Source organism: Amnibacterium sp. CER49 (assembly GCF_029846255.1).
Classification (GTDB): Bacteria; Actinomycetota; Actinomycetes; order Actinomycetales; family Microbacteriaceae; genus Amnibacterium.
In genome coordinates this window covers 956,791-979,465 of sequence record NZ_JARVWQ010000001.1, presented here as the reverse complement: position 1 = coordinate 979,465, position 22,675 = coordinate 956,791, and the positions used below count along the sequence as shown (strand labels likewise).

Annotated in this window: 23 protein-coding genes and 1 tRNA gene; 14 read left to right on the top strand and 10 right to left on the bottom strand. The window is 70.7% G+C overall.

All coding sequences use genetic code 11. The features are described from left to right. The first annotated feature begins 109 nt into the window (after positions 1–109). From QDR37_RS04615 to QDR37_RS04600, 4 genes are all read left to right on the top strand, one after another. A complete protein-coding gene (locus QDR37_RS04615) occupies positions 110–859 on the top strand; it encodes a DNA-binding response regulator (RefSeq protein WP_279712412.1) in 750 nt (249 codons plus the stop codon). A gap of 15 nt (positions 860–874) precedes the next feature. After that, the gene (locus tag QDR37_RS04610) at positions 875–1,543 is read left to right on the top strand and encodes a D-lyxose/D-mannose family sugar isomerase (RefSeq protein ID WP_279712410.1); all 669 of its coding nucleotides are present in this window, start codon (positions 875–877) and stop codon (positions 1,541–1,543) included. A 45-nt stretch (positions 1,544–1,588) separates the two neighbouring features. Continuing rightward, positions 1,589–2,560, top strand: coding sequence for an aldo/keto reductase (locus tag QDR37_RS04605; RefSeq protein ID WP_279712409.1), 972 nt, complete (start codon positions 1,589–1,591; stop codon positions 2,558–2,560). Between the two features lie 70 nt (positions 2,561–2,630). Continuing rightward, entirely contained in the window at positions 2,631–3,299 is a 669-nt protein-coding gene (locus tag QDR37_RS04600; RefSeq protein WP_279712408.1) for a thymidine kinase, read from the top strand. 55 nt (positions 3,300–3,354) lie between these two features. On the opposite strand, the gene QDR37_RS04595 is transcribed toward QDR37_RS04600, so the two are convergent. Both QDR37_RS04595 and QDR37_RS04590 read right to left on the bottom strand, forming a co-directional pair. Then, positions 3,355–3,428, bottom strand: a tRNA-Pro gene (locus QDR37_RS04595). A gap of 102 nt (positions 3,429–3,530) precedes the next feature. Beyond that, complete coding sequence (locus QDR37_RS04590; RefSeq protein ID WP_279712407.1) at positions 3,531–3,821, bottom strand: hypothetical protein; 291 nt, start codon at positions 3,819–3,821, stop codon at positions 3,531–3,533. A gap of 314 nt (positions 3,822–4,135) precedes the next feature. Between QDR37_RS04590 and QDR37_RS04585 the strand changes: the two genes are divergently transcribed. Both QDR37_RS04585 and QDR37_RS04580 read left to right on the top strand, forming a co-directional pair. Beyond that, the gene (locus tag QDR37_RS04585; RefSeq protein ID WP_279712406.1) at positions 4,136–4,693 is read left to right on the top strand and encodes a dihydrofolate reductase family protein; all 558 of its coding nucleotides are present in this window, start codon (positions 4,136–4,138) and stop codon (positions 4,691–4,693) included. A 133-nt stretch (positions 4,694–4,826) separates the two neighbouring features. Then, positions 4,827–5,429 carry a cupin domain-containing protein gene (locus tag QDR37_RS04580; protein ID WP_279712405.1) on the top strand — a complete coding sequence of 201 codons (603 nt, stop codon included), beginning with the start codon at positions 4,827–4,829 and terminating at the stop codon, positions 5,427–5,429. 182 nt (positions 5,430–5,611) lie between these two features. Here QDR37_RS04580 and QDR37_RS04575 read toward each other — a convergent pair whose 3' ends face one another. From QDR37_RS04575 to QDR37_RS04550, 6 genes are all read right to left on the bottom strand, one after another. Beyond that, positions 5,612–6,952, bottom strand: coding sequence for a hypothetical protein (locus QDR37_RS04575; RefSeq protein ID WP_279712404.1), 1,341 nt, complete (start codon positions 6,950–6,952; stop codon positions 5,612–5,614). 13 nt (positions 6,953–6,965) lie between these two features. After that, positions 6,966–7,766, bottom strand: a complete 801-nt coding sequence (locus QDR37_RS04570) for a carbohydrate ABC transporter permease (protein ID WP_279712402.1) — start codon at positions 7,764–7,766, stop codon at positions 6,966–6,968. 35 nt (positions 7,767–7,801) lie between these two features. After that, positions 7,802–8,755, bottom strand: a complete 954-nt coding sequence (locus tag QDR37_RS04565; protein ID WP_279712401.1) for a sugar ABC transporter permease — start codon at positions 8,753–8,755, stop codon at positions 7,802–7,804. 34 nt (positions 8,756–8,789) lie between these two features. After that, complete coding sequence (locus QDR37_RS04560; RefSeq protein ID WP_279712400.1) at positions 8,790–10,046, bottom strand: extracellular solute-binding protein; 1,257 nt, start codon at positions 10,044–10,046, stop codon at positions 8,790–8,792. 220 nt (positions 10,047–10,266) lie between these two features. After that, complete coding sequence (locus QDR37_RS04555) at positions 10,267–11,007, bottom strand: phytanoyl-CoA dioxygenase family protein (RefSeq protein ID WP_279712399.1); 741 nt, start codon at positions 11,005–11,007, stop codon at positions 10,267–10,269. Between the two features lie 333 nt (positions 11,008–11,340). After that, entirely contained in the window at positions 11,341–12,093 is a 753-nt protein-coding gene (locus QDR37_RS04550) for a GntR family transcriptional regulator (RefSeq protein WP_279712398.1), read from the bottom strand. 460 nt (positions 12,094–12,553) lie between these two features. On the opposite strand from QDR37_RS04550, the gene QDR37_RS04545 reads away from it, so the two are divergent. The 3 genes from QDR37_RS04545 to QDR37_RS04535 are packed head-to-tail and all read left to right on the top strand — an operon-like array spanning position 12,554 to position 15,687. Further along, positions 12,554–13,369, top strand: a complete 816-nt coding sequence (locus QDR37_RS04545) for a hypothetical protein (protein ID WP_279712397.1) — start codon at positions 12,554–12,556, stop codon at positions 13,367–13,369. A 15-nt stretch (positions 13,370–13,384) separates the two neighbouring features. Further along, a complete protein-coding gene (locus QDR37_RS04540; protein ID WP_279712395.1) occupies positions 13,385–14,686 on the top strand; it encodes a hypothetical protein in 1,302 nt (433 codons plus the stop codon). Beyond that, the gene (locus QDR37_RS04535; protein WP_279712393.1) at positions 14,683–15,687 is read left to right on the top strand and encodes a BadF/BadG/BcrA/BcrD ATPase family protein; all 1,005 of its coding nucleotides are present in this window, start codon (positions 14,683–14,685) and stop codon (positions 15,685–15,687) included. The genes QDR37_RS04540 and QDR37_RS04535 overlap by 4 nt, the downstream gene beginning before the upstream one ends. Positions 15,688–15,890: 203 nt before the next feature. Here QDR37_RS04535 and QDR37_RS04530 read toward each other — a convergent pair whose 3' ends face one another. Next, positions 15,891–16,817: a metallophosphoesterase gene (locus QDR37_RS04530; RefSeq protein WP_279712392.1), complete on the bottom strand. Its 927-nt coding sequence runs from the start codon at positions 16,815–16,817 to the stop codon at positions 15,891–15,893. Then, on the bottom strand, positions 16,802–19,378 hold the full coding sequence (locus tag QDR37_RS04525; RefSeq protein ID WP_279712391.1) for a transglycosylase domain-containing protein: 2,577 nt from the start codon (positions 19,376–19,378) through the stop codon (positions 16,802–16,804). The genes QDR37_RS04530 and QDR37_RS04525 overlap by 16 nt, the downstream gene beginning before the upstream one ends. Positions 19,379–19,448: 70 nt before the next feature. Between QDR37_RS04525 and QDR37_RS04520 the strand changes: the two genes are divergently transcribed. From QDR37_RS04520 to QDR37_RS04500, 5 genes are all read left to right on the top strand, one after another. Further along, entirely contained in the window at positions 19,449–19,607 is a 159-nt protein-coding gene (locus QDR37_RS04520) for a hypothetical protein (protein ID WP_279712390.1), read from the top strand. After that, positions 19,607–20,065 carry a RidA family protein gene (locus QDR37_RS04515; protein WP_279712388.1) on the top strand — a complete coding sequence of 153 codons (459 nt, stop codon included), beginning with the start codon at positions 19,607–19,609 and terminating at the stop codon, positions 20,063–20,065. The genes QDR37_RS04520 and QDR37_RS04515 overlap by 1 nt, the downstream gene beginning before the upstream one ends. 339 nt (positions 20,066–20,404) lie before the next feature. Next, on the top strand, positions 20,405–21,427 hold the full coding sequence (locus tag QDR37_RS04510) for an ATPase, T2SS/T4P/T4SS family (protein WP_279712387.1): 1,023 nt from the start codon (positions 20,405–20,407) through the stop codon (positions 21,425–21,427). Then, on the top strand, positions 21,421–22,347 hold the full coding sequence (locus QDR37_RS04505; protein WP_279713551.1) for a type II secretion system F family protein: 927 nt from the start codon (positions 21,421–21,423) through the stop codon (positions 22,345–22,347). Before QDR37_RS04510 ends, QDR37_RS04505 begins: the two co-directional genes overlap by 7 nt. Before the next feature lie 100 nt (positions 22,348–22,447). Then, the gene (locus QDR37_RS04500) at positions 22,448–22,651 is read left to right on the top strand and encodes a DUF4244 domain-containing protein (RefSeq protein ID WP_279712386.1); all 204 of its coding nucleotides are present in this window, start codon (positions 22,448–22,450) and stop codon (positions 22,649–22,651) included. Positions 22,652–22,675 lie beyond the last annotated feature (24 nt).

The window sequence follows — 22,675 nt, the reverse complement described above, 5'->3', positions numbered from 1 at the left end:
GTCCTCCCCCAGTTCGATCACGACTGAGTCGGGCAGAATCGGGGGACCCGCGGGCCGCCCGACCCGCGCCGTACCGGACGCCGTCACGGCGGCCGTGAATGAGAGCGTCATGCGAGCCGAGGACCCGAGCGGATCGCCGCACGAGGCGCGGAGCGTGCCGACCGTCATCGGCGGTGCGCTGCATCCGGCGGGAGGGCAGCGGGATCGGAGCGAGGATCATCGCCGCATCCGCGTCGCGCTGCTCGACGACCACGAGGTGCTCCTCGAGAGCATCGCGGCCTGGCTGCACCAGAACGCGCCCGAGTTCGAGCTGGTGCTCACCGCGACCTCCTGGTTGCAGCTCGTGCACAGCCCGCTGTTCCCCACCGACCTCGTGCTGATCGACGTGCAGCTGACGGAGCCGGTCTCCATCGAGGCCCGGGTGCGCACCTGCCGCGCCGCCGGGGCGCGCGTCATCGTGCTCACCGGCCTCGACACCCCCGATCTCCGCGACCGCGCGATGCGGGCCGGGGCCGCCGCCTTCGTCGGCAAGACGCAGCCGCTCGCCGATGTGCTGGCGACCGCCAGGCAGGTGATGGGCCTCGGCGCCGGCGAGCCCGTCGCCCGCCCCTGGCGCCCGCTGCCCGCCGCTGCGGAGGCCGTCGAGCGGCCCCGGCTCAGCGTGGGGGAGGAGCAGGCGCTGCGGCTCTACGTCTCCGGCCGCTCCACGGTGGAGGTCGCCGAGGAGATGCACGTGCAGTTCGAGACGGCGAAGACGTACCTGCGGCGCGTCCGCGAGAAGTACGCGAAGGTTCGGCGCCCAGCGAGTCGGAAGGCCGACCTCGTGCAACGGGCGGCGGAGGACGGCTACCTCACGTAGCGGAAGGAGCGAATGATGCGACGTTCGGAGATCGAGGCGGCGATCGAGCTCGCGCGAGCCACCGCGGAGCGGTGCTCGTTCGCGCTGCCGCCGTTCGCGGCGTGGACCCGCGAGGAGTGGACCGCCCGCGGCGAGGAGCTGCGACCGACGCTCGAGCGGGGCCTCGGCTGGGACGTCACCGACTTCGGGCGCGGCGACTTCGCCCGCACCGGGCTCACGCTGCTCACGCTCCGCAACGGCACGCTCGACGAGCAGCGGTCCGGTCGCGGGCAGACCTACGCGGAGAAGCTGCTCGTCAGCGCCGTCGGGCAGGAGACGCCGTTCCACCTGCACCGCTCGAAGACCGAGGACATCATCCACCGCGCCGGGGGTGCGCTCGTGCTCGAGCTCTACCCGCCCGACTCGGACGGCCCCGTCCGCACCTTCGTGAACGGCGTCGAGCAGGACATCGCTCCGCGCACCCCGTTGCGGCTGCCACCCGGCGGCAGCGTGCAGGTGCCCGCCGGCGTGCTCCACCGCTTCTGGGCCGAGGACGAGCCGGTGCTCGCGGTCGAGGTGTCGAGCGTGAACGACGACGCCGCCGACAACGAGTTCCTGGGCGGCTCGCCGCGCTACCCGGAGATCGAGGAGGACGTGCCCGCCCGGCACCTGCTCGTCGCGGAGTACCCGGCCCTGCTCGGCTGACGGGACCCAGCAGGTCCGGAGGACGGCCGGAGCAGGCTGCCGCACATGGACTTCACGCACCTCGGCCGCTCCGGCCTCACCGTCTCCCGCCTCGTGCTCGGCACGATGAACTTCGGCCCCGAGACGAGCGAGGACGACTCGTTCGCGATCATGGACGCCGCGCACGAGCACGGCATCAACTTCTTCGACACGGCGAACCGCTACGGCGGCTCGCTCGGCGTCGGGGCGACGGAGCAGATCCTCGGCCGCTGGTTCGCGCAGGGCGGCGGGCGCCGCGAGCGCACCGTGCTCGCAACGAAGCTCTACGGGCAGATGGACGACTGGCCGAACAACCGCGGGCTGTCGGCGCTCAACATCCGGCGCGCCCTCGACGCGAGCCTCACGCGCCTGCAGACCGACCACATCGACCTCTACCAGTTCCACCACGTCGATCGGGAGACGCCCTGGGACGAGATCTGGCAGGCCATGGAGGTCGCCGTCGCGCAGGGGAAGGTGCTCTACGCCGGCAGCAGCAACTTCGCCGGCTGGCACCTCGCGACCGCGCAGGAGGCGGCTCGGCGCCGCGGGTACACCGGCCTCGTCAGTGAGCAGTCGCTCTACAACCTGCTGCAGCGCGAGGTCGAGCTCGAAGTGATCCCCGCGGCGGAGGCGAACGGCATCGGCATCATCCCCTGGTCGCCGCTGCAGGGCGGCCTGCTCGGCGGCGTCGTGCGCAAGGAGCGCGAGGGGCGCCGCCGAACCACCGGGCGCGCCGCGGAGACGCTGCAGCGCAACCGCCCGGCCATCGAGCGCTACGAGGAGTTCGCGGAGGGGCTCGGTCACGAGCCGGGCGACGTCGCGCTCGCCTGGCTGCTGCACCGGCCGGGGGTCACGGCGCCGATCATCGGCCCGCGCACCCGCGAGCAGCTCGACGCCGCGGTCCGCGCGCTCGACGTGCGTCTCGACGAGCAGGCGCTCGCCACCCTCGACGAGATCTTCCCCGGGCACCGCACCGCGCCGGAGGACTACGCCTGGTGACCGCCGCCCGCCTCCCCGGCGTCCTGCCCCAGGTGGGGCAGGATGTCGGTCCGGGAGGAAGGGGCACCGGATGGCGAAGCTGTACTTCCGCTACGGCGCGATGAACAGCGGCAAGAGCACCGCGCTGCTGCAGGCGGCCTACAACTACGCCGAGCGCGGACAGCAGGTGCTGCTGTCGAAGCCCGAGGTCGACACGAAGGGCGACCGGCGGATCGTGTCGCGCCTCGGCGTCGAGCGGCTGGCCGACTTCATGATCGGCGCGAACGACGACGCCCTCGAGCTGTTCTTCGCGCACCGGGCCCGCGTGCGCGCGGCAACGGGCTCGCCGGTGGCGTGCCTGCTCGTCGACGAGGCGCAGTTCCTGTCGCCGCGGCAGGTGGACGACCTGCTCCGCATCGCGCTCGTGCAGGACGTCCCCGTGCTCGCGTACGGCATCCGCACCGACTTCCGCACGGAGGCGTTCCCCGGCAGCCGGCGCCTGCTCGAGGTCGCGCACAGCCTGGAGGAGCTGAAGACGATCTGCCGCTGCGGACGGAAGGCGATCTTCAACGCGCGGCGCATCGGCGAGGTGTTCGTCTTCGACGGCGCGCAGGTGGCGATCGACAGCGAGCACGACGTCACCTACGAGTCGCTCTGCGGCGAGTGCTACCTCGCCGAGAGCGGCGGCCGCCTCGACGGCGAGCGCGACGAGACGGGCGGGTTCAGCTACCGCACCGCGCCGGACGCGGACTTCGCCTGACGCCGCTCCGCAACGACGAACGGCCGGCTCGTGATGAGCCGGCCGTTCGTGTCCGTCGGGGTAGCGGGATTCGAACCCACGGCCTCCTCGTCCCGAACGAGGCGCGCTACCAAGCTGCGCTATACCCCGGTGCCGCGCCGATCCCGGAAGGGGCGCCGCGCGGGCCTCGACAAGGATAGCGGACGTGGCGGCCGCCCGGACCGGCACGACGGCCGGACCCGGGACGACCGGTCAGCGGAACGCCGCGAGCGCGGTGAGCACGCCGAGCAGCGCCTGCGCCGCGAGCCGCCGTCCGAGAGGCACGGCGACGGCGCCGAACCGCTCCGGATGCGCCGCGGCATGCGCGTTCGCCGGGAACACGGCCGCGAGGAAGACGAGCAGGCACCCGCCCGCGAGTCGACGGGTGCGGGGGACGAGCAGGCCCGCCGCTCCGGCGAGCTCGCAGGCGCCTGTGAACGCGACCAGGGACGCGGGGGACGTGATGCCGCGTCCGCGGAACGACGGCGGGATCATCGCCGCCATCGTCCGAGCCGGCCCGGGGACGAGGTGCAGCACCCCCATGCCGGCGAAGGCCGCCGCGAGCAGCGGCCGCAGGATGACGCCCGGCCCGGTCAGCCGGCGCGCCGCTTCGCCTCGGCCTTGTCGTGCTTCGCCGTCCGCTTCTCCTTCAGCGTCTTCGCGGCAGCGGTCTTCGATGAGGACTTCTTGGGGCTCTTGTCGGACATGGTGGTTCCTCCTCGGAACTCGTGAGGCCGACACTAGGCCTCGGGCAGCGGCGGCGGGCGTGGCGCGTCCTGATCCGAAGCGGAAGGATGGACGCCGCGAGAGGGGCGACTGTGCGCGAGATCGTGGTCACCGAGTTCATGACGCTCGACGGCGTGATCGACTCGCCCGGCAGCGGCGACCACCCGCGGGCCGGCTGGGTGTTCAAGGAGGTCGCGTTCGACCTCGCCGCGGTCGAGATCAAGGGCCGGGAGCAGCAGGAGGCGGGTGCCCTGCTGCTCGGGCGGACGAGCTACGACGAGTTCGCGCCGGTGTGGCCGACGATGGAGGAGTTCGCGGACTACAACCGCATGCCGAAGTACGTGGTGTCGTCGACGCTGTCGGACCCGTCCTGGTCGAACACCCGGGTGCTCCGCTCGCTCGACGAGGTCGCGCGGCTGAAGCAGGAGGACGGCGAGGGCACGATCCTCGTGCACGGCAGCGCGAACCTCGCGCAGCAGCTGCTCGCCGCGGGCCTCGTCGACCGCTACCACCTGCTCGTGTACCCGATCGTGCTCGGCAGCGGCAAGCGGCTGTTCGCGGACGACGGCGCCTTCACGAAGCTCGCCGTCACCGAGCACGACGTCTACGGCAACGGCGTGACGAAGCTCGTCTACGACGTCGTGCGCTGACGGCCCCCGAGAGGCAGGCCCGCCGCAGCACCATCGGCCCGGCCGGGCGTGAGCCTGTGCCCTGATCCCGCTGTTGCCCTGGTGCGAGGCGGGTGGCAGCATCCGCGTCAGTGCAGACCGGGGAGGTCCAGCGATGGTGGCCGTCGGGCAGGAGTTCTCCAACACCCGATCGGGCGAGCGCTTCGTCTGGCGCGCGACGCGCGAGAGCACCGCCGGTGCGTACTGCGAGTTCGACCTCCACCTCGCCGCCGGCGCGAAGGTGGCGGCCGCGCACGTCCACCCGCACCAGACCGAGACGTTCACGGTGGTGGCGGGGCGGATCCGACTCCGCGCGGGGCACGAGGCGCGGGAGCTCGAGGCGGGCGGAGTCGGGACGATCCCGCCGGGAACGCCGCACGCGTGGGGGAACGCGACGGGGAGCCCGTCGCACGTCGTCGTGCGGCTCGCGCCGGCGCTCGACATCGAGGACTTCTTCGAAGCCTTCTGCGCCGTCGCCGCCGCGGGTAAGGCGGGCCGGAGCGGGCTGCCGCGGAACCCGTTGCGGCTCGCGGTGCTGCTGGACGCGTACCGCGCCGAGCTCGACTTCCCGTCGCGCGGGCTGCGCCTCGTGCTGAGCCCCGTGCTGGCGCTGCTCGCGGTTCTCGGACGTGCCGTCGGGCTGAGGCCCTCCCCGGTTCCCGCCCGCGCCCCGGTCCCGTTGCGGCGGGGCGCGGCGCGCCGGCAGCGAGGACGCTGAACCGCTTCGCCGAGCGGTGGAGGCGAGGAGTCGCTCCGGCCGCGCGTGCGGTGAGCGTCAGCAGCGACCTGAGTCAGGCCCGCGACCTCGCGCGGCCCCGGGGCGGTCTCGATGCCGCGCTGGTATCTGGCCTTCGCGTCGAGGGCCACTCCTGTGGCACACACGGATCTTCCGCTGCCTCGTCATGCATCGCGAGCAAATCGAGCCATGGTGGACGGATCAGCCGCGACGGCGTCGTCCAGGATCGCCCGCGCGGTAGCTCCATCCGGCACGAGCGGGTCGAGCATGAGTGCCTGCACCGCGAGAGCACGACTGCCGGTGACAGCTGCCTGCACGACGAGCTCCTGCTGCTGAGCGCGGGCCGTCAGCAGTGTTGCGATGCCTGGGGGGAGCTCGCCGACAGCCAGTCCCGTTACACCTGCCGCCCCCACGACCGCCGGCACCTCGACCACGGCCTCCGGCGGCAGATTGGGGATCTTCCCGTCGTTGGGCAGGTTGACGGCGAGCTCCACGTGGTCCCGGCCCGTGAGGATCGCCGCAGCGATCGACACCAGCCGCTCCGCCTCCTGATTACGGGAGTCAGTCAGCGGCTCGCTGCCATTCGCCTCCGCGTGCAGGCGGTTCCACAGCTCGTCCTTCTCCCCGATGTACTGGAACGTCATGTCCTGACCGCCCTGGAGCCCCCAAGGAAGGCTCGTCGGTTCTGCCCCGCGCAGGTACTCCGCGAAGAACTCGGAGACGTGCCGGTCCCCTGGTGCCGGGTAGAGACCGTATCCCCGCAGCAGGTCCGCCGATACGGGCGAATGCGCTCCTTCACCGAAGTTCGAAGGAGCCGCCCGGTCCTGCGCCCTCGCTTCGACGAGCTCGCGGAAGCGGGGATACAGGTCGACACCCCCCGAGCTCAGCTCGAGCAACCAGCAGAGATGGTTCACGCCGGCAAAGACCGCATGCACGTCGCGGTCCTGCAGACCGAGCTCGGCAGCGATCACCGCCTTGCTGTGCATGGTTCCGTGACAGAGCCCGATCACGGACACGCCCGTCTCCCTGACCACCCCGCGGACGTTGGCAGTGAGCGGATTCGTGTAGTTGACCATCCACGCCCCGGGGGCGAGATCGGCGACGTCCTCCGCGATCCGTACCAGCTCGGGCACGTGGCGAAGCGCCCGCAGCAGCCCTCCCGGCCCGACGGAGTCGCCGACAGTCTGCTGCACACCGTACGCCGCGGGGATCTCCAGGTCGCGAAGCCAACCCGCGGCCGAGCCGACAGCGATCGTCGTAGTCACGAATCGCGCTCCGGGAAGGGCATCGCGGCGCTCTGTGAACGCCTCGACCTTCATGTCCGAGCCGAGATCACGCGCGATCCTGCGGCCGAGCTCGGCCATGGTCTCCGCGGCATCCTCGTTCAGGTCCACCAGACGAATGGTGAAGTCGTTGAATGCCGGGTTGCTCGCGAGGTCGCGAAGCAGGCCGGGCGTGAAGACCGTGCTTCCCGCGCCGATGAGCACAAAAGATCGACCGCTCATTCGCCACGTCCTTTCATTTGACGCTCCCGGCCAGCATGCCGTTCACGATGTACTTATTGGCCACGAGTGCGATCAGCGCGGGCAGAAGAACAGCCACCACACCCGCTGCGCTCATCATGGTGAACGGGAAGCTGTGCCGCCCTTGCAACGCCGCGATCACCACCGTCAGCGGCGCTGTCGAGGCGTCCGTGGACAGGATCAGTGGGAACAGGAACTGCCCCCACCCGAAGAGGAAGGTGATCAGCGCGGTGGATGCGATGCCGGGGCGGGCGAGGGGCAGCACAACGAACCAGAGCACCTGCATTCGCGTCGCTCCGTCAGCCTCGCACGCCTCCTCGATCGAGATGGGCAGGGCGGTCATGTAGTTGTGGAGGATCCAGGTCGCCAGAGGCAGGAATCCCGAGCAGTACACGAGGATGATCCCGACGTATGTATTGACCAACCCGACGGCCGACATGAGCTGGTAGACCGGGATCAAGGTCGTATAGGCCGGAAGGGCGAGAGTAGCGAGAACCGCGTAGAACAGCACAGTCCTTCCCCGGAACCTCATCCGAGCGAACGCATAAGCCGCGAGTGTCGCGAGGACGGTCGTGAGGAGCGTCGCGCACAGGCACTCCAGGATCGAGTTCACGAACCCCTGGCGCATCGCCTGCGCCGTCTCACCGGATCCGAGCAGTAAGGCGATGTAGTTGGAGAGGGACGGGGTCGGAGGAAGGTAGTTGGACGGCTTCGCGCTACCCTGAACATTCGTCTGCAGACTGATGTTGACAGCCCAGTAGAGCGGGATGATCGTCCATACGAGGACGAACAGCACCCCTGCGCGCCGCGCCCATGAGCGCCTCGTCTCCATCAATACTCCACAGGTCGGTAGATGAATCTGAGTATCACGAGCGACGCGAGAATCGTGACCACCGTGATCATCAACGACAGTGCGTACCCCTCGCCGAAGTTGAGGTCCTGGAAGCTGACGAAGTACGTCTGCATCACTGCCGAGGCACCGGTGGAGGCAGATCCATTGAGCACGTACGGCTCGTCGAAGATGTTGATGGCGCCGACCAGAGCCTGGACCATCGCGAGGGTCACGCCAGGGAGGGCAAGAGGCAGGGTGATGTGCCGCAAGGTTCGGAGCGGCGAGGCCCCGTCGATGGCCGCCGCCTCGTAGACCTCTCCGGGGATGTTCTGCAGCGTCGCCAGGATCAGGAGAGCCGACAAGGGCGTCATCTCCCACACCTGAACGAGTTCGATCACGAAGATCGTCAGGAGAGGATTCGTGCCGAGCCAGACCTGATAGTGATCGATGAGATGCAGTGAGGTCAGGGCGCTGTTCAGCAGCCCGGTGTCGCTACCCCAGATCCCCAACCACATGATGCCCTCCGCGACACCAGGGAGAGCCCAAGGAATGATCATCAGCGCGATCAGCAGCGATCGGCCCACGAACCTGCGCTGCAGCGTGACCGCCATGATGAACCCGAGCACGGTCGACAGGGTGACGCCGATCAGGACGTACACGGCCGTGTTCGCAAAACTCGTCCGCATGGCGGAGCTGCGGAACAGGTCGACGAAGTTGCCGAACGCGACGAAGCGGATGGGTGGGTCGAACAGGTCGACTCGGAAGAACGACTCGCCGAGGGTGAACGCTGCGGGAACCAACGTCAGGAGGATCACGAAGACCCCCAGCGGCGACACGAGCGCGTAGGGCAACCATGCCGGATGGCGCCTGAGGCCGCCCTTTCGTCTGGCGATCGGTCTTCCGCTCGCGGTGCCTGCCGGCGGAATCGTGAGGCGCACGCTTTTCTCGTGCACCGATGGGATTGGCACTGCGCTATGCCTCACCGATTCAATGAGTGGCTGCGGCCGCCATGGCCTTTATCGCGTCAGGAACAGTCATCGTTCCCGTCGCGGCGGCATGCAGACTCGTTTGCACGGCGTGGGAGAAGGCCGGGTACCATTCGGGAGTGCCGTAGGGGAAGTACGGCTGGCTGTGGTTCTTGAGGATGTTCAGCAGCACGGCGCCGTCACCCACCTTGCCCTTGGCGTTCAGAGTGGTGAGGGCCGGGTAGTTCGACGGCAAGTACTGTGCGCTCCAGACCTCGTCAGAAGCGCCAGCGCCGCCGAACTTGATCTGGTTCTTCCCGTCGATGAGCCAACTCACGAACTTGGCCGCCGCAGCCGGGTGTTTCGCGAATGCCGGGACGCCTATCCCGTCCGACAGGTTGATGCTTCGGACGGGCCCGTGTGCCCCTGGTACCGGGAGGTAGACGACCTGCCCGACGACCTTGGACTGCTTCGGGTCGTCGTAGAGCGACGACACGTTGCCGGCGTAATCGACCAATGAGCTCGCAGAGAGTCCCTGGGCCTGCAGGCCCTGGGCCTGCGAGTCGCCATCGTTGACGGCACCGGGAGACACGAGTCCGGTCTTCAGCGCCGAGATCATCCACTGTGCGGCCTTGTACCCGGGAGAGCTCGGCGAGGAGAACTGTTCCTTGCCGTGCTTGTCGAAGATCGAGGCACCGCCGAATGCCACGGTCGTTTGAATCCAGTAGACGGTCAGCCCCTCAGCGGCCGAGAACGGCATGCTGAGGGGGTACTTGACGATGCCGGCACGCTTGATCTTGACGAGGTCCGCCGTGTAGTCGTCCATCGTCGTTGGCAGGCTTGTGATGCCCGCCTTGGCGAACATGCTCTTGTTGAGCGTGGTGACGCCCACCGAGGCATCCCACGGGACGCCGTAGAGCTTCTTGTCGTACGTGAAGGCGCTCTTCCCAAGAGTGTCCTTGGTGACCCCGGGGTCGAGCAGGGTGTCGAGCGGGAGGAACCACTTGAGCTTCGCGTACTGGGGCCCGTTCAGGAAGTTGAAGTAGGTCACATCGCCGAAGTAGGTCCTCGCTGCTCCGCCAGCGGCGACCTTGGTCGTGATGCTGTCGAAGTCGACGTTGTTCCATTTGACCGTCACGCCCGTCTGAGCGGTGAACCTGTCGAGGAGCTTCTTCGGCGGAGGGGGTGCAGGCATCACCACCGTGATCGTCTCGCCGCGGATCTTCTCGTGGGCGGGGGACTGGCTACCTCCAGAGCAGCCGGAGAGCTCGGTTGTCACCGCGGCTGCCCCCAGGACGAGTGCGATGGAACGGAACAGCCTTGAACTAGCTCTCATGGGAGCCCGATGTCCTTCCTGGCATGTGGATCTCCGCGCTGGCGACCCGTCGATTCGGTGCGGTGCGGTGAGGAGTACAGGGCGGGCCGCGGCGAGCGCGTGGTCTCGACGCGGCCCCGAGCAGCGCCCCGGCAGGAGGGGCGTGCGGGTCGCCGGTGTCCGGTCAGTGCCCCGGGTCCGGGAAGCGGTGCTCGTTCACCTTCCCCAGGCGCGCCGGGTTGTACGTGTAGATGATCGCCATGCGCGGGACGTCGCTGCGGTTGTAGTCGGAGTAGTGCAGCAGGTAGGAGTCGAAGCAGATCATGTCCCCGGCCTTCAGCGGAACGGGCACGACCCGGTCCTGCGGGACGTACGCGGGGTCGACCTCGAAGTGCGAGCCCTGCCGGAAGGGGTGGATGGGCTTGCCGATGTGGCTCCCCGGCACCACCTGGAGGCAGCCGTTGCTCTCGTCCGCGTCGTCGAGGTAGATGAAGCAGGTGACGAGCTCGTCGGTGTTGGCCCGCCAGCAGCAGCTCCAGTCCTGGTGCCAGGGGTAGGGCGAACCGCCGGGCAGCTTCAGGTTCAGCTTGTCCTCGAACAGCTCGACCGAATCGCCGAAGATGGCCTCGGGGGCCGCCGTGACTGCCGGATCCCGCGCCAGGTCGGCGAAGGCCTGATCGAGGTCGGACACCGGTTCGAGCTTGCGGATCACGCCCTGCATCTGGCTTCGGCGGGATTCATCGACGTTGTCGACTTCCCACTCGATGCGGATCGCGTACCGCTCGGGATCCTCGGCGCAGGTCTGCAGGACGCGTCGAGCCTCCGCTCGCATCTGGGCGAGCTGGCTGCTGTCGAGGACTCCGGGGACGACCAGGTAGCCCTCCCGCTTGTAACGGTCCACGTCGATCGTGGCTTCGCTGAGCATGAACTTCTCCTGCCTCATCGTTGAGCAGTCCGGATGCTAACCACAGCGGACCAGTCGCCGCAACTGGTACGGCCTGGTCGCCGGGGCTGGATCTGCCGGGTGACGCGCGACCTCCTACGCCTGCCTGAGGGGCTCCATCCCCGCACGCCGGCGAGATCGCCGGGGCGCGATGGGACGAGACGGCCGACCCCGCGACGGCGCGATCTCTGCGAGTGCTTGACGGTGAGCCGCGCGGTGGTCCGGTGGCCCCGTGACGACGTGGATGACTGCGAATGGCCGCCTCACCGGCGCTCGCGCCCCGGGCGGTGAGTCGACCCGGAGTGGTCCTGCGGGTCAGGCCTCCGGGCGGAAGAGGTCGGCCTGGAACTCGTAGGCGTCCCCGCGGTACTGGGCGTACCCCAGGTTGACCGGGCGTCCGTCGCCGGTGTACGTGGTCTCGCGGCCGACCAGCAGCGGAGATCCGACAGGGACTTCCAGCAGCTCGGCGACACGGCGTTCGGCAGCCTTCGCGCGGATCGTGTAGGACGAGCGACGGACCTCGATCCCGCAGGTCGAGCGGAGCACCTCGTACAGGGATCGGTCGGTCAGGTCGAGGTCGAGCAGGGGGGCCGCTTTCGGCATGGGGAGCACCGCGGTGTCCACGCACAAGGGCGTCTCGTCCATCCCGCGCAGGCGTACGAGCTCGAGCACGCGCGAGCCCGGGGCCACGTGCAGGCGCTCCGACTCCTGGAAGTCGGCGGCGCGCTCGCGCCGGCTGAGGATCTTCGAGGTCGCGCGCAGGCCGCGCGCCTCTGCTATCTCGCTGAACGACTGAAGCGTGCTCGGCGCCTCGCCGAACTGCCCGACGCTGACGAACCAGCCCCGTTGGGCCGAGCTCTGCAGGTGTCCCTCGGCGGCGAGCTGCAGAAGCGCGACCCGAAGGGTCGCACGGGAGATCCCCAGCCTCTCCGACAGCTGACGCTCGCTGGGCAAGCGGGATCCGGCGGGGTAGACGCCGCGCTGCACCGCGGAGAGCAGCACCTTGTACGCGCCTGCGGCGACTCCTTCAGCACCGGACGGGATGCCGATCTGCAGTTCGTCCGTCATGCCGCTTTCTCTCACCGATCAAGATGGTGCGAACCTAGCACCGGGTGAAGGCGGCCATCGAGCCGTCGGACCCAGCCGCTGCGGCGCCGCGGCGTGCCAGCGAACTGCAAGCCGGCGACGAGCCGGAGCGCGTGCGCCCGTCCTCCAGCCGTCCACCGGCACCGCCCCGGCTGCCCCTGGCGTCGCCGGACCTTTCGGAGCTCGCCTCTTCAAGCACCGATATCGGTGGTCGCGCCGCGCCGAACCAGGATGGGCGCGCTGCGTGGTGCATGGGTGACCAGTGCGCGGCCATTCTAGACCAGTAGCCCATATCTGGGCTTTTTGGTATGGTCCTTGCGCAGCAGTCGCACCTCGTCCTGCCTGGGCGGTCCGGCTCGGTGGGCGCGGCCTCTGGCGTGGCCGATGCCCATCATCGTGCTGTGCGCCGACTGCCGCCGATCTCGCCGAGGAGAACCAGCTCATGCACGTCCCACCCGCCGTGTTCGAGGATGCGGGATCGCTCGGGAGAGCGGCCGCCGGCCTGGTCGCCGACCGGATCGCGGCCGCCGGCGACCGTCCGTTCCTGCTCGGCGGCCCAGCAGGTCGAAGTGCCATGTCGACCTACCGAGCCCTCGCCCGCGAGGTGGCTGAGCGTCGGCTCGACCTGAGCCGCCTGATCATCGTCATGATGGACGACTACGTCGTTCGTACAGACGCCGGAGAGCTCGTCCGGGAGGCGCCCACGGCGCAGCACTCCTGCGAGCGGTTCGTCCGAGAGCAGATCGTCGGGCCGTTGAACGCGGCGGCTGGAGAGCGCCGCATCCCGGAGCAGAACCTCTGGATGCCGGATGTCAGCGAGCCCGAGCAGTACGACCGGCGGATCGAGGCGGCGGGGGGCGTCGACGTCTTCATCCTCGCCTCGGGCGCCTCCGATGGGCATGTCGCCTTCAACCCGCGGGGATCGGATGCGGCGTCACGGACGCGCATCCTCGAGTTGCCCGACTCCACCCGGCGCGACAACCTGGCGACCTTCCCGTCGTTCGGCGGCGACCTCGCCAACGTGCCCACGCACGGTCTCACGGTCGGGATCGGCACCATCGTCGCCGTATCGAAGTCCGTGCTGATGCTCGTTCACGGTTCGGACAAGGGACTCGCCGCGGCCCGTCTCTCCGCTGCCGACGCCTACGACCCCGACTGGCCGGCCACGGCCTTCGCCGTCTGCCGCGATCCTCATCTCCTTCTGGACCAGGCAGCCGCGGACGCGGCGGCCGCCCAGACCCTCGCGATCCAGCACTAGCAAAGGCGTCTTCCGATGGCACGGATCAAGCTCGCATACGTCGGCGGCGGCAGCTCTCGGGCCGCCGGAACCATGGCCTCGTTCCTCCACCACGGTGCGGAGTTCGACGGCTCCGAGGTGGTGCTCATCGACCTCGATCCTGATCACCTCGAGATCGTCCGCGCGATCGCCGAGAAGACGGCCCGCAATGCCGGCCTCGACATCACCATCTCGGCCACGACCGATCAGCGCGCCGGCCTGACCGACGTCGACGCGGTGCTCACCAGCTTCCGGCCCGGCGGCTTCGAGATGCGGCTGCAGGACGAGCTCATCCCCATGCGCCACGGCGTGATCGGTCAGGAGACCCAGGGCCCCGGGGGCTTCATGATGGCCCTGCGCTCCATCGAGATCACGAGGGGGATCCTCGCCACCCTCGACGAGGTGGCGCCGAAGGCGCGCATCTTCAACTACACCAACCCCGTGAACATCGTCTCCCAGGCGGTATCCGACAACACCGACACGTTCATCTACTCGATGTGCGAGGGCGCGATGATCTTCCCGCCCCCGATCCTCGCCACGGCCGGTCTGGACCCGGATCGGGCGGAGATCCTGATGGCGGGCGTGAACCACAACATCTGGTCCACGACCCACACCTATGACCGCGCGGACATCATGCCGCTCCTGGACGAGGCGTGGGAGCGGGTGAAGGACGACCCGTCGGTCGACGTCTGGGACAAGCGCATGCTCCACCTCGCCGTGGCGATGCGCTCCATCCCATCGGACTACTTCCGCTACTACTACTTCGCCGAGGAGTGCTTCCGTGAGGCGCAGGCGCAGCGACTGACGCGGGCCGGCGCGATCCTCCAGGACATCCCGAACTACTGGAAGCACTACGAGGAGCAGGCGGCGTCCGAGGACCCGCAGCTCGACCCGGCCCGGTCCCGGGGCGGCATCCATGAGCTCGAGCTCGCGATCGACGTCATGAGCGCCTACTACAACGACGCCCCCGTCCGGCTGCCGGTCAACCTGCCCAACGCGGGCGGTGCGCTGCCCGGCTTCGACGAGGACACGGTCGTCGAGGTGTGGTGCGACGTCGACGGGACCGGTGCGCACCCCATCCCGCAGAACCCGCTGCCGCACTCGGTCCGCGGCATCACGCAGACCCTGGCCGAATACCAGCGGCTGGCGGCGATCGCAGCCTGGAACGGCACGCGGGCGGATGCGGTCAGGGCGCTGGTCGCTCACCCGTTCGTCCCCACGTTGGCCGTCGCGGAGGAGCTCTACGACGACCTCGCCTACGCGAACCGCCGCTACCTTCCGGAGCGCCTGCTCCGGTGAGACCCCTCTACCTGGGCGTCGACGCCGGCAACTCGAAGACGGTCGCTCTCGTGGCGACGGCTGATGGGACCGTGCTGGGCTGGGGGCGCGCGGGCATCGGCGACATCTACGGGGGATACGGCGCCGAGCGCGCCGCGGACGAGGTGTGTGCGGCGGCCGGTCAGGCCCTCCGCATGGCGGGCGCAGCACCTGGCGACGTCCGGCGGGCCGCGTTCCGGCTTGCGGGGGTGGACTGGCCGGAGGACGAGGCGTTCTGGCATGGCACGATCGGCGCCAGGCTCGGCGGGATCGGGTCGTGGAGCGTGAAGAACGACGGGTTCGCACTGCTGCCGTACGCCGGGCCCTCCCGGACCGGGGTGTCCGTGGTCGTCGGCACCGGGGCAGCGATCGCCGCTCGAGGCGCCCGAGGGGACGAGTTCAGCCCGTCGTTCTGGATCCGGGAGCCCCTGGGCGCCGTCGCGCTCGGGTTCGCCGGCTTCCAGTACGTGATGCGAGCCCATCTTGGTCTCGAGCCGCCCACCACAATGACCGCCGGGTTCCTCGAGCTCTTCGGGGAACCGGAGGTGCCGGAGCTGCTGAAGTCCTTCACCCGGTACGAGGCGCCCCGGCCCCACAACGCCCTCGGGCGCGCGAGCCGCACGGTGCTCCGGCTCGCGGCCTCCGGAGATCGAGCGGCACACCGCATCGTGCAGGAGCAGGCCGCGGCCGTGGCCGCATACGCGAGTGTGGCGGCGCGATGGGTCGGCTTCGACCTGGACGAGGCGCCGATCGCTGTCGTGCTCGGCGGCTCAGTGCTCGCGTCCGAGCACCACGTGTTCCGAGAGGCGAGCATCGAGGCCATCCGGATGCGGCTTCCCCATGCCTGGTTGACCGATGAGCCCGGGCCGCCGGTCGAGGGCGCCCTGCTCGACGCGCTTGCGGAGGACGGATTACACCTCGGTGCGGACGTTCGCGCACGGGTCGCCGCGCCCACCTACCCGGTGGACCTCCTGCAGACATGACCGGCCCCGCCGTCCGCAGAGCCCGAAGCGACACGAGCCAGCCCGCTGTCCCGCTCGTGATCTTCGATGGCGACGGGCTGCTCGTCGAGGCGGAACGAGCCAGCGCACGGTGCACTCCGCTGCGAACGCGAACGCCGCGCAGCATCGGCAGGGTGATCGGTCTGCGGTCTCGCCCCTCGACCTGAGCTGATCAGGCTGTTTTCTCAGGATGCCCGCGCGGTGAGCGTGAGCAGCGACACCTCGGGACGGCACGCGAAGCGCACCGGCGCGTAGATCGAGGTGCCGAGCCCCGCCGAGACGTTGATCGGCACGGTCCGCCCGCCCGCCGTCCAGTCGCTCACACCCCGCACCTGGTCGCGGGGCAGGTCGCAGTTCGTGACGAGCGCGCCGACGCCCGGCACCCGCACCTGACCGCCGTGGGTGTGCCCCGCGAGGATCAGGTCGGCGCCGCGTCCCGCGAAGTCGTCGAGGATGCGGCGGTACGGCGCATGCGCGACCCCCAGCGTGAGCACCGCCTTCGCGGAGCGGGAGCGGAGGCCGCGCAGCCCGGCCGTCACGGCTTGGGCTCGGTCGTACCCGCGGTGCGGGTCGTCGACGCCGAACAGGTCGATCGGCATCCCCTTCACCGTGAGCCGCGCGGCGCGGTTGTCGAGGTCCGCCCAGCCCAGGTCGTCGAGGTAGGCCTTCAGGGCGGCGGTGTCCAGGCGCGACGGCTTCGGGGGCGTGGCGGAGGGGCCGGTGAAGTACTTGAACGGGTTCTTCCACATCGGGGCCCAGTAGTCGTTGGAGCCCCACACGTAGGCCCCGGGGACGACCCGGAACGGCTCGAACGCCGCCTTGATGCCGAGCAGCCCGATCCGGTGCCCCAGGTTGTCGCCGGTGTCGATGACGAGGTCCGGCTCGAGGTCGCCGAGCTCCCGGACGAACCGCTGCTTCGCCCGCTGCCACGGGGCCATGTGCAGGTCGGAGAGGTGCAGCAGCCGGATGTCGGGGGAGCCCGGCGGCAGCAGTGGCAGCTCCGCGCGGCGGATCGTGAACAGGTACCGCTCGATCCCGATGCCCCAGACCGCGGAGGCGGCCGCCGCTCCGGCGACCGCCCCCGCGACGGTGCGGATCAGCCCCGCTTGCACTTGTTCGGGTCGCCGATCACCTGCAGGGCGATGGGCGTCTCCGGGGGAGCGGCGGTGCCGCCGGCGGGGTTCTGGCCGATGACGTAGCAGTAGCCCTCCGGGGTCGCGAACGGCGTGACCTGATCGCTCACGTTCGCGTACCCGGCGGACTTCAGCAGATCGAGCGCGACGACGAGTCGCTGCTTCGTCACGTCGGGAACGGTGCCCGGCTGCGTCTGCCCCGGCTTCCCACCGTCGGGACCCGTGCTCAGCTGGATCGTGACCACCGAGCCCGGCGTCACGACGGAGCCCGGCTTCGGGTCGCTCGCGGCGACCGCGTCCTTCTTCACCCTCGGCGACGCCACCGGCGTGCCGAGCTTCGCGGTCAGGCCGACCTTGGCGAGCGCCACGGCGGCGTCCTTCTGCGAGAGGCCGGTGATGTTCGGCACCGTGACCTGCTGGCCGTAGAGGTACTGCGGGTCCGGCGTCGGCCACGTGGCGTCACCGGGGTACTTCGCCTGGTCGGCGCCGACGATGTCGCGCCAGATGCAGTGGCGGGCGAGAGCGGCCTGCGCTCCGCAGCCCGGGAAGCTGTACACCTCGCGGAGGTTCGTCGAGCCGGAGACGTTGCCGACCCACACGGCGGTCGTGGTCTTCGTCGTGCCGCCGACCTCCCACGTCTGGTTCGCGTTGTCCGTGGTGCCCGTCTTCACCATGCCGAAGGCGCCGTTCAGCGTCGTGTCGTCGCCGCGCGCGGTGCCGCCGAAGACGCCGTGCAAGGCGTAGCCCGCAGCGATCGCGACGCTCTTCGGCACCCCGGCGGAGCAGTCGCTCGTCGAGACGGGCAGCTGCTGGCCGTCGGTCTTCACGACCTTCGTGATGGCGACCGGCTTGCACACCTGCCCCTGGCCGGCGACGCCGGCGTACGCGGTCGCCATGCTGAGCGGCGCGACGGTGTTCGTGCCGAGGATCGACGCGGGGTTGTCCTGCAGCTCGTTGCCGTCGGCGCGGTGCACGCCGAGCGCGGTCGCCATGCCGCGGATGTCGCAGAGGTCGAGCTGCGCCGCCATCGACGCGTACGCGCCGTTCACCGAGCGGGCGGTGGCGCTGTAGACGCTCATCTGGCCGTTCTCGGCTGCGCCCTCGTCGTTGCCGACGTCGAAGGTGCCGAGGCCGAGCTGCTTGCCGCAGGCCTTGAAGGCGGCGAACGGGATCTTCCGCTGCGTGCCGTCGACGCTCTGGTAGACGCCCTTGCCGTTCTTCAGCCAGTCGAGCAGCGTGAAGAGCTTGTAGGTGGAGCCGGGCTGGAAGCCGTGCGAGCCGCCGTACGTCTCGTCGGTGTTGTAGTTGAGTGAGGTGGCGGTGTAGTCCGTGCCCTTCGTCGCCGCGCTCGCGCTGTCGTCGAAGGTCTTGCTCTGCACCATGGACAGGATGTGGCCGGTGCCCACCTCGACCGTCACGGCGGCGCCTGCGAGGTCCGTCCCGGCGGGGCTCTTCGCCGGCACGTAGGTGTTGATCGTCGACTTCGCCTGCTGCTCGAGGTCGAGGTCGAGGGTCGTGTAGATCTTCCAGCCGGCGCCCTGCAGGTTGTTGTAGCGCTCGCCCGCGGACCTCCCGAACTGCGGGTTCTGCAGGATCGTCTGCACGACGTAGTCGCAGAAGTACGCGGCCGAGCCGGCCTGCGCGCAGCCCGTCGTCGTCGGGGTGATGCGCGGCGTGACGGGCGTCGCGATCGCCGTGTCGTACGCGGCGCGGTCGAGCATGCCGTGCTTCAGCTCGCTGGCGAGGATGTAGTTCCGGCGCTCGGTGTTCGCCGGGATGTTCGCCTTGTCGTCGATCCGCAGCACCTCGGGCGCGTTGACGATGGCGAGCAGGCTGGCGGCCTGAGCGGGCGTCAGGTCCTTCGTGTGGGTGTGGAAGTAGTACTGCGCCGCCGACTCGATGCCGTAGATGCGACCGCCGAAGCCCGTGATGTTCAGGTAGCCGAGAAGGATCTGGTTCTTCGAGTACTTCTTCTCGAGGCCGATCGCGAGGCGGGCCTCCTTCAGCTTCCGACCGATGCCGCCGGTGCACTCGTCGTAGGCGGCCTGCACCTTCGCGGGCGTCGGCAGGAGCTCCGCCTCCTGGATGCAGACGTTCTTCACGTACTGCTGGGTGATCGTCGACGCGCCCTGCTGCGAGGCGCCGCTCGCGTTCGAGACGATCGCGCGGACGATGCCCATGGGGTCCACGCCGCCGTGCTGGTAGAAGCGGGTGTCCTCGGCCGCGACCGCCGCGTTCTTCACCGTGTCCGGGATGTCGCTCCACGGGACGACCTCGCGGTTCTGGTTGAAGAACGCCGCGATCTGCACCGGCTTGCCGCCGCGGTTCGCGTAGATCTCGGTCTTCTGCTGCAGCGATGCGATCTGCAGGTCGTCGGGCAGCGTCTCGAACAGGCCGATGCCGTTCTTGGCACCGACGCCGGTGAAGGCGATGGCGGGGGCCACACCGACGGTGATCATCACGCCGGCGAGGACGGCCGCGAGCAGCATGCCGAACAGCGCCGAGATCGGGCCCCGGGGGCGCGCGGAACGGGCGGACATAGGATCACAGGGTACGGACGGCGGCGCGGCCGCCCGGCAGCCGCGCCGCAACCCCCAAAAAGGAGGACAGATGCCCGCCTGGGAGTACGCCACGACGCCGCTGCTCATCCACAGCACCGCCGCGATCCTCAACAACTGGGGCGCCGACGGCTGGGAGCTCGTGCAGGTCGTGCAGGGCCCCGAGGGCGGGCTCGTCGCCTACCTGAAGCGTCCGCGGGGCGAGTCCTGATGGCGATCGCGGACCGGCTCGCCGAGCTCGGGCTCACGCTGCCCGAGGTCGCCGCGCCCGCCGGGGCCTACGTGCCGGCGGTCGTCGCCGACGATCTCGTCTTCACCGCGGGGCAGCTGCCGTTCCTCGACGGGAGGCTGCCGCGCACCGGGGTGCTCGGCGCCGACGTCGGCGTCGACGAGGCCGCCGACCTCGCCGCGGTCTGTGCGCTGAACGGGCTCGCCGCCGTCGCGTCCGTGCTCGGCGGTCTCGACCGCGTCGTGCAGGTCGTCAAGGTCACCGGGTTCGTGGCTTCCGCACCGGGTTTCACCGAGCAGCCGGCGGTGCTGAACGGCGCTTCCAACCTGCTCGTCGACCTCTTCGGCGACGACGGCCGCCACGCGCGCAGCGCCGTCGGCGTCGCCGCGCTGCCGCTCGGCTCGCCGGTCGAGGTGGAGCTCGTCGTCCGCTTCCGCTGAACGGCGCGACACGCCGGGACACGGCGATGTTCGAGGTGCTTGCACTGGGCCCCGAACTGGGTACACTCGGACGCGTCGAGTGAAGAGCTTGGCTTGCGGCGCTGTCCGATTCCCCCCAATCGAGCGCTGCTGAGGCGGCACCTGTTCCCCCCAATAGGTGCCGCCCCTTCTTTTTGTCTTCTTCTCGTCGCGACCTTCTCGTCGCCACGTGCTCCGTCCGTCGGGACGGGCCGCCGTCGGGGTGCATCCGCTCCTCCCCAGGCCCGGTTCCGTCGACATCCCCGCGCCGCAGCGGTGAACCGCGGGCAGGGGCCGCATCGCGCGCCTACCGTGCGGCGCGTGTCGGAACCGTTCGTCCCCGTCCGCCGGGCGCCCGCGCCGCAGCAGGCGCTCCTGGGGTCGCAGGCCGTCCCCGCGCCGATCGCGGACGAGCAGCGGCGGGACGTCGCAGCGCTCGGTCCACTCGCTCCCTTCGCCGCGCCTGGCGTCACCGATCTCGTCCTCGACTCCCGCGGCGCGCTCTGGGCCGACGCGGGCCGCGGCCTCGCCGTCGTCGACGCATGGGTGCCGCTTCCGCCTCCCGAGGCGCGGCGGCTCGCGGTCGCACTGATCGCGACGGGCGGCCGCCACCTCGACGACGCGACCCCGTTCGCCGACGTGCGCCTGCCCGGCGGCGTGCGGGCGCACGCGGTGCTGCCGCCGGTGAGCACGGGCGGCGCGCTGCTCTCGGTGCGACTCGCCCGCCCGCGGCCGTGGCGGCTCCCCGACCTCGTCGACGCGGGGATGCTCGACGACGCGACCGCGGACCGGCTGCGGGAGGCGGTCCGCCGGCGCCGCAACGTGCTCATCACCGGCGCGGCGGGCAGCGGCAAGACGTCGCTGCTCGCGGCGCTGCTCGCGGAGGCACCGCCGGCCGAGCGCATCGTCACGATCGAGGACGTCGCGGAGCTCGCGATCGACCACCCGCATGTCGTCGGCCTCGAGGCGCGCCAGGCGAACGCCGACGGCGCGGGCGGCGTCGACCTGCCGCGGCTCGTCCGCGAGGCGCTCCGCATGCGTCCCGACCGGCTCGTGCTGGGGGAGTGCCGCGGCGCCGAGATCGCCGAGCTGCTCGCCGCGCTGAACACCGGTCACGACGGCGGCGCCGGCACGGTGCACTGCGCCTCGCTCGACGGGCTCGGCGCCCGTCTCGAGGCGCTCGGCGCCCTCGCGGGCCTCCCGCCGGAGGCGCTCCGCCGCCAGGCGGCCGCCGCGATCCACCTGGTCGTGCAGCTCGGTCGGCGCGACGGACACCGGGTGGTCGAGCACGTCGGCGCGCTCCGGCTCGACCCGGCTCGCGGGCTCGAGGTGAGCGCATCCTGAGGCGGCGGCCCGATGCGGCGCGGGTCTTCGACGACGTCGCCGGCACCGTCGAGCGGCTCGCCGCCCTCGTCCGGGCCGGCGCCGCGCCCGCCACGGCCTGGGACGCGATCGCCGACGGCTCGGAGGACGAGGCGCCGCTCGCCGCGGCCGTCGCCCGTCGAGCGTCCGCGGGCCTGCCGCTCGCGCCCGCCTTCGCCGCACTTCCCGCGGACCCGCGCGGCGACGCGTGGCGGCGCACCGGCGCGCTGCTCGCGCTCGCGGCCGAGACCGGCGCGCCCCTCGCGACGGCGCTCGACCGGGCCGCCATCGGGCTGCGCGGCGGCGCCGACCTGCACCGTGCCGTGCGCGCCGCGGTCGCCGGCCCCGCCGCGAGCGCGCGCCTGACCCTCCTGCTCCCACCGGGATCCGCGGTGCTCGGCTGGGCGCTCGGCTTCGACGTGCCGCGGGTGCTGCTCACCCCGCTCGGTGCGCTCGCGGTGCTCCTCGCGACGGTGCTGATCGCGGCCGCGGCGACCTGGAGCCGCCGGCTCGTCCGTCGCGCCGCCGCCGTCCGCTGGCAGAGCGGCCTCGGGCTCGACCTCGTCGCGCTCGCCCTCCGGGCCGGCCTGCCGCTGCACGGCGCGCGGCTCGCCGCGATGAGCGCGGCCCGCGACGTCGGCATCGACCTGCGCGAGGACGAGCCCGTGATCGAAGCCGCCGCGCGGTTCGCGGAGCGCTGCGGCGTCGCGGTCGCGCCTCTGCTCGGGGCCGAGGCCGACCGGGTTCGCCGCGCCGTGCTCGCCGATGCGGGGATCGCCGCGACCGTGCTCGGCGTGCGGCTGCTCGTGCCGCTCGGTGTGCTCGTGCTGCCTGCGTTCCTGCTCGCCGGGGCCCTGCCGGTCGGGCTCGCCATCCTCTCCTCCACAGCGCTGCCGATCTGACGCTGGACGGCGCCGGAAGCCGGGCCCGCGCCGGCCGGCGGAACGCCGGGGCGACGATGACCTGCCCGTGCGCGAAGAACCCCAGAGAAAGAGGTACGACATGCCCCGCTCGCCCTGGCCGTCGCGCTCCCGGGTACCCGGGCCGACCTGGCGCTCCGAGACCGGTGCGGTCACCGCCGAGTACGCGATCGCCACGATCGCCGCGGTCGGCTTCGCGGCACTGCTCGTCGTGGTGCTCCGATCCGACGCCGTCCGCGGCATGCTCACCGACCTGATCCGGCATGCGCTCGCGATGCCCGGCTGAGCGACCCGATGCGGGCACCGTCAC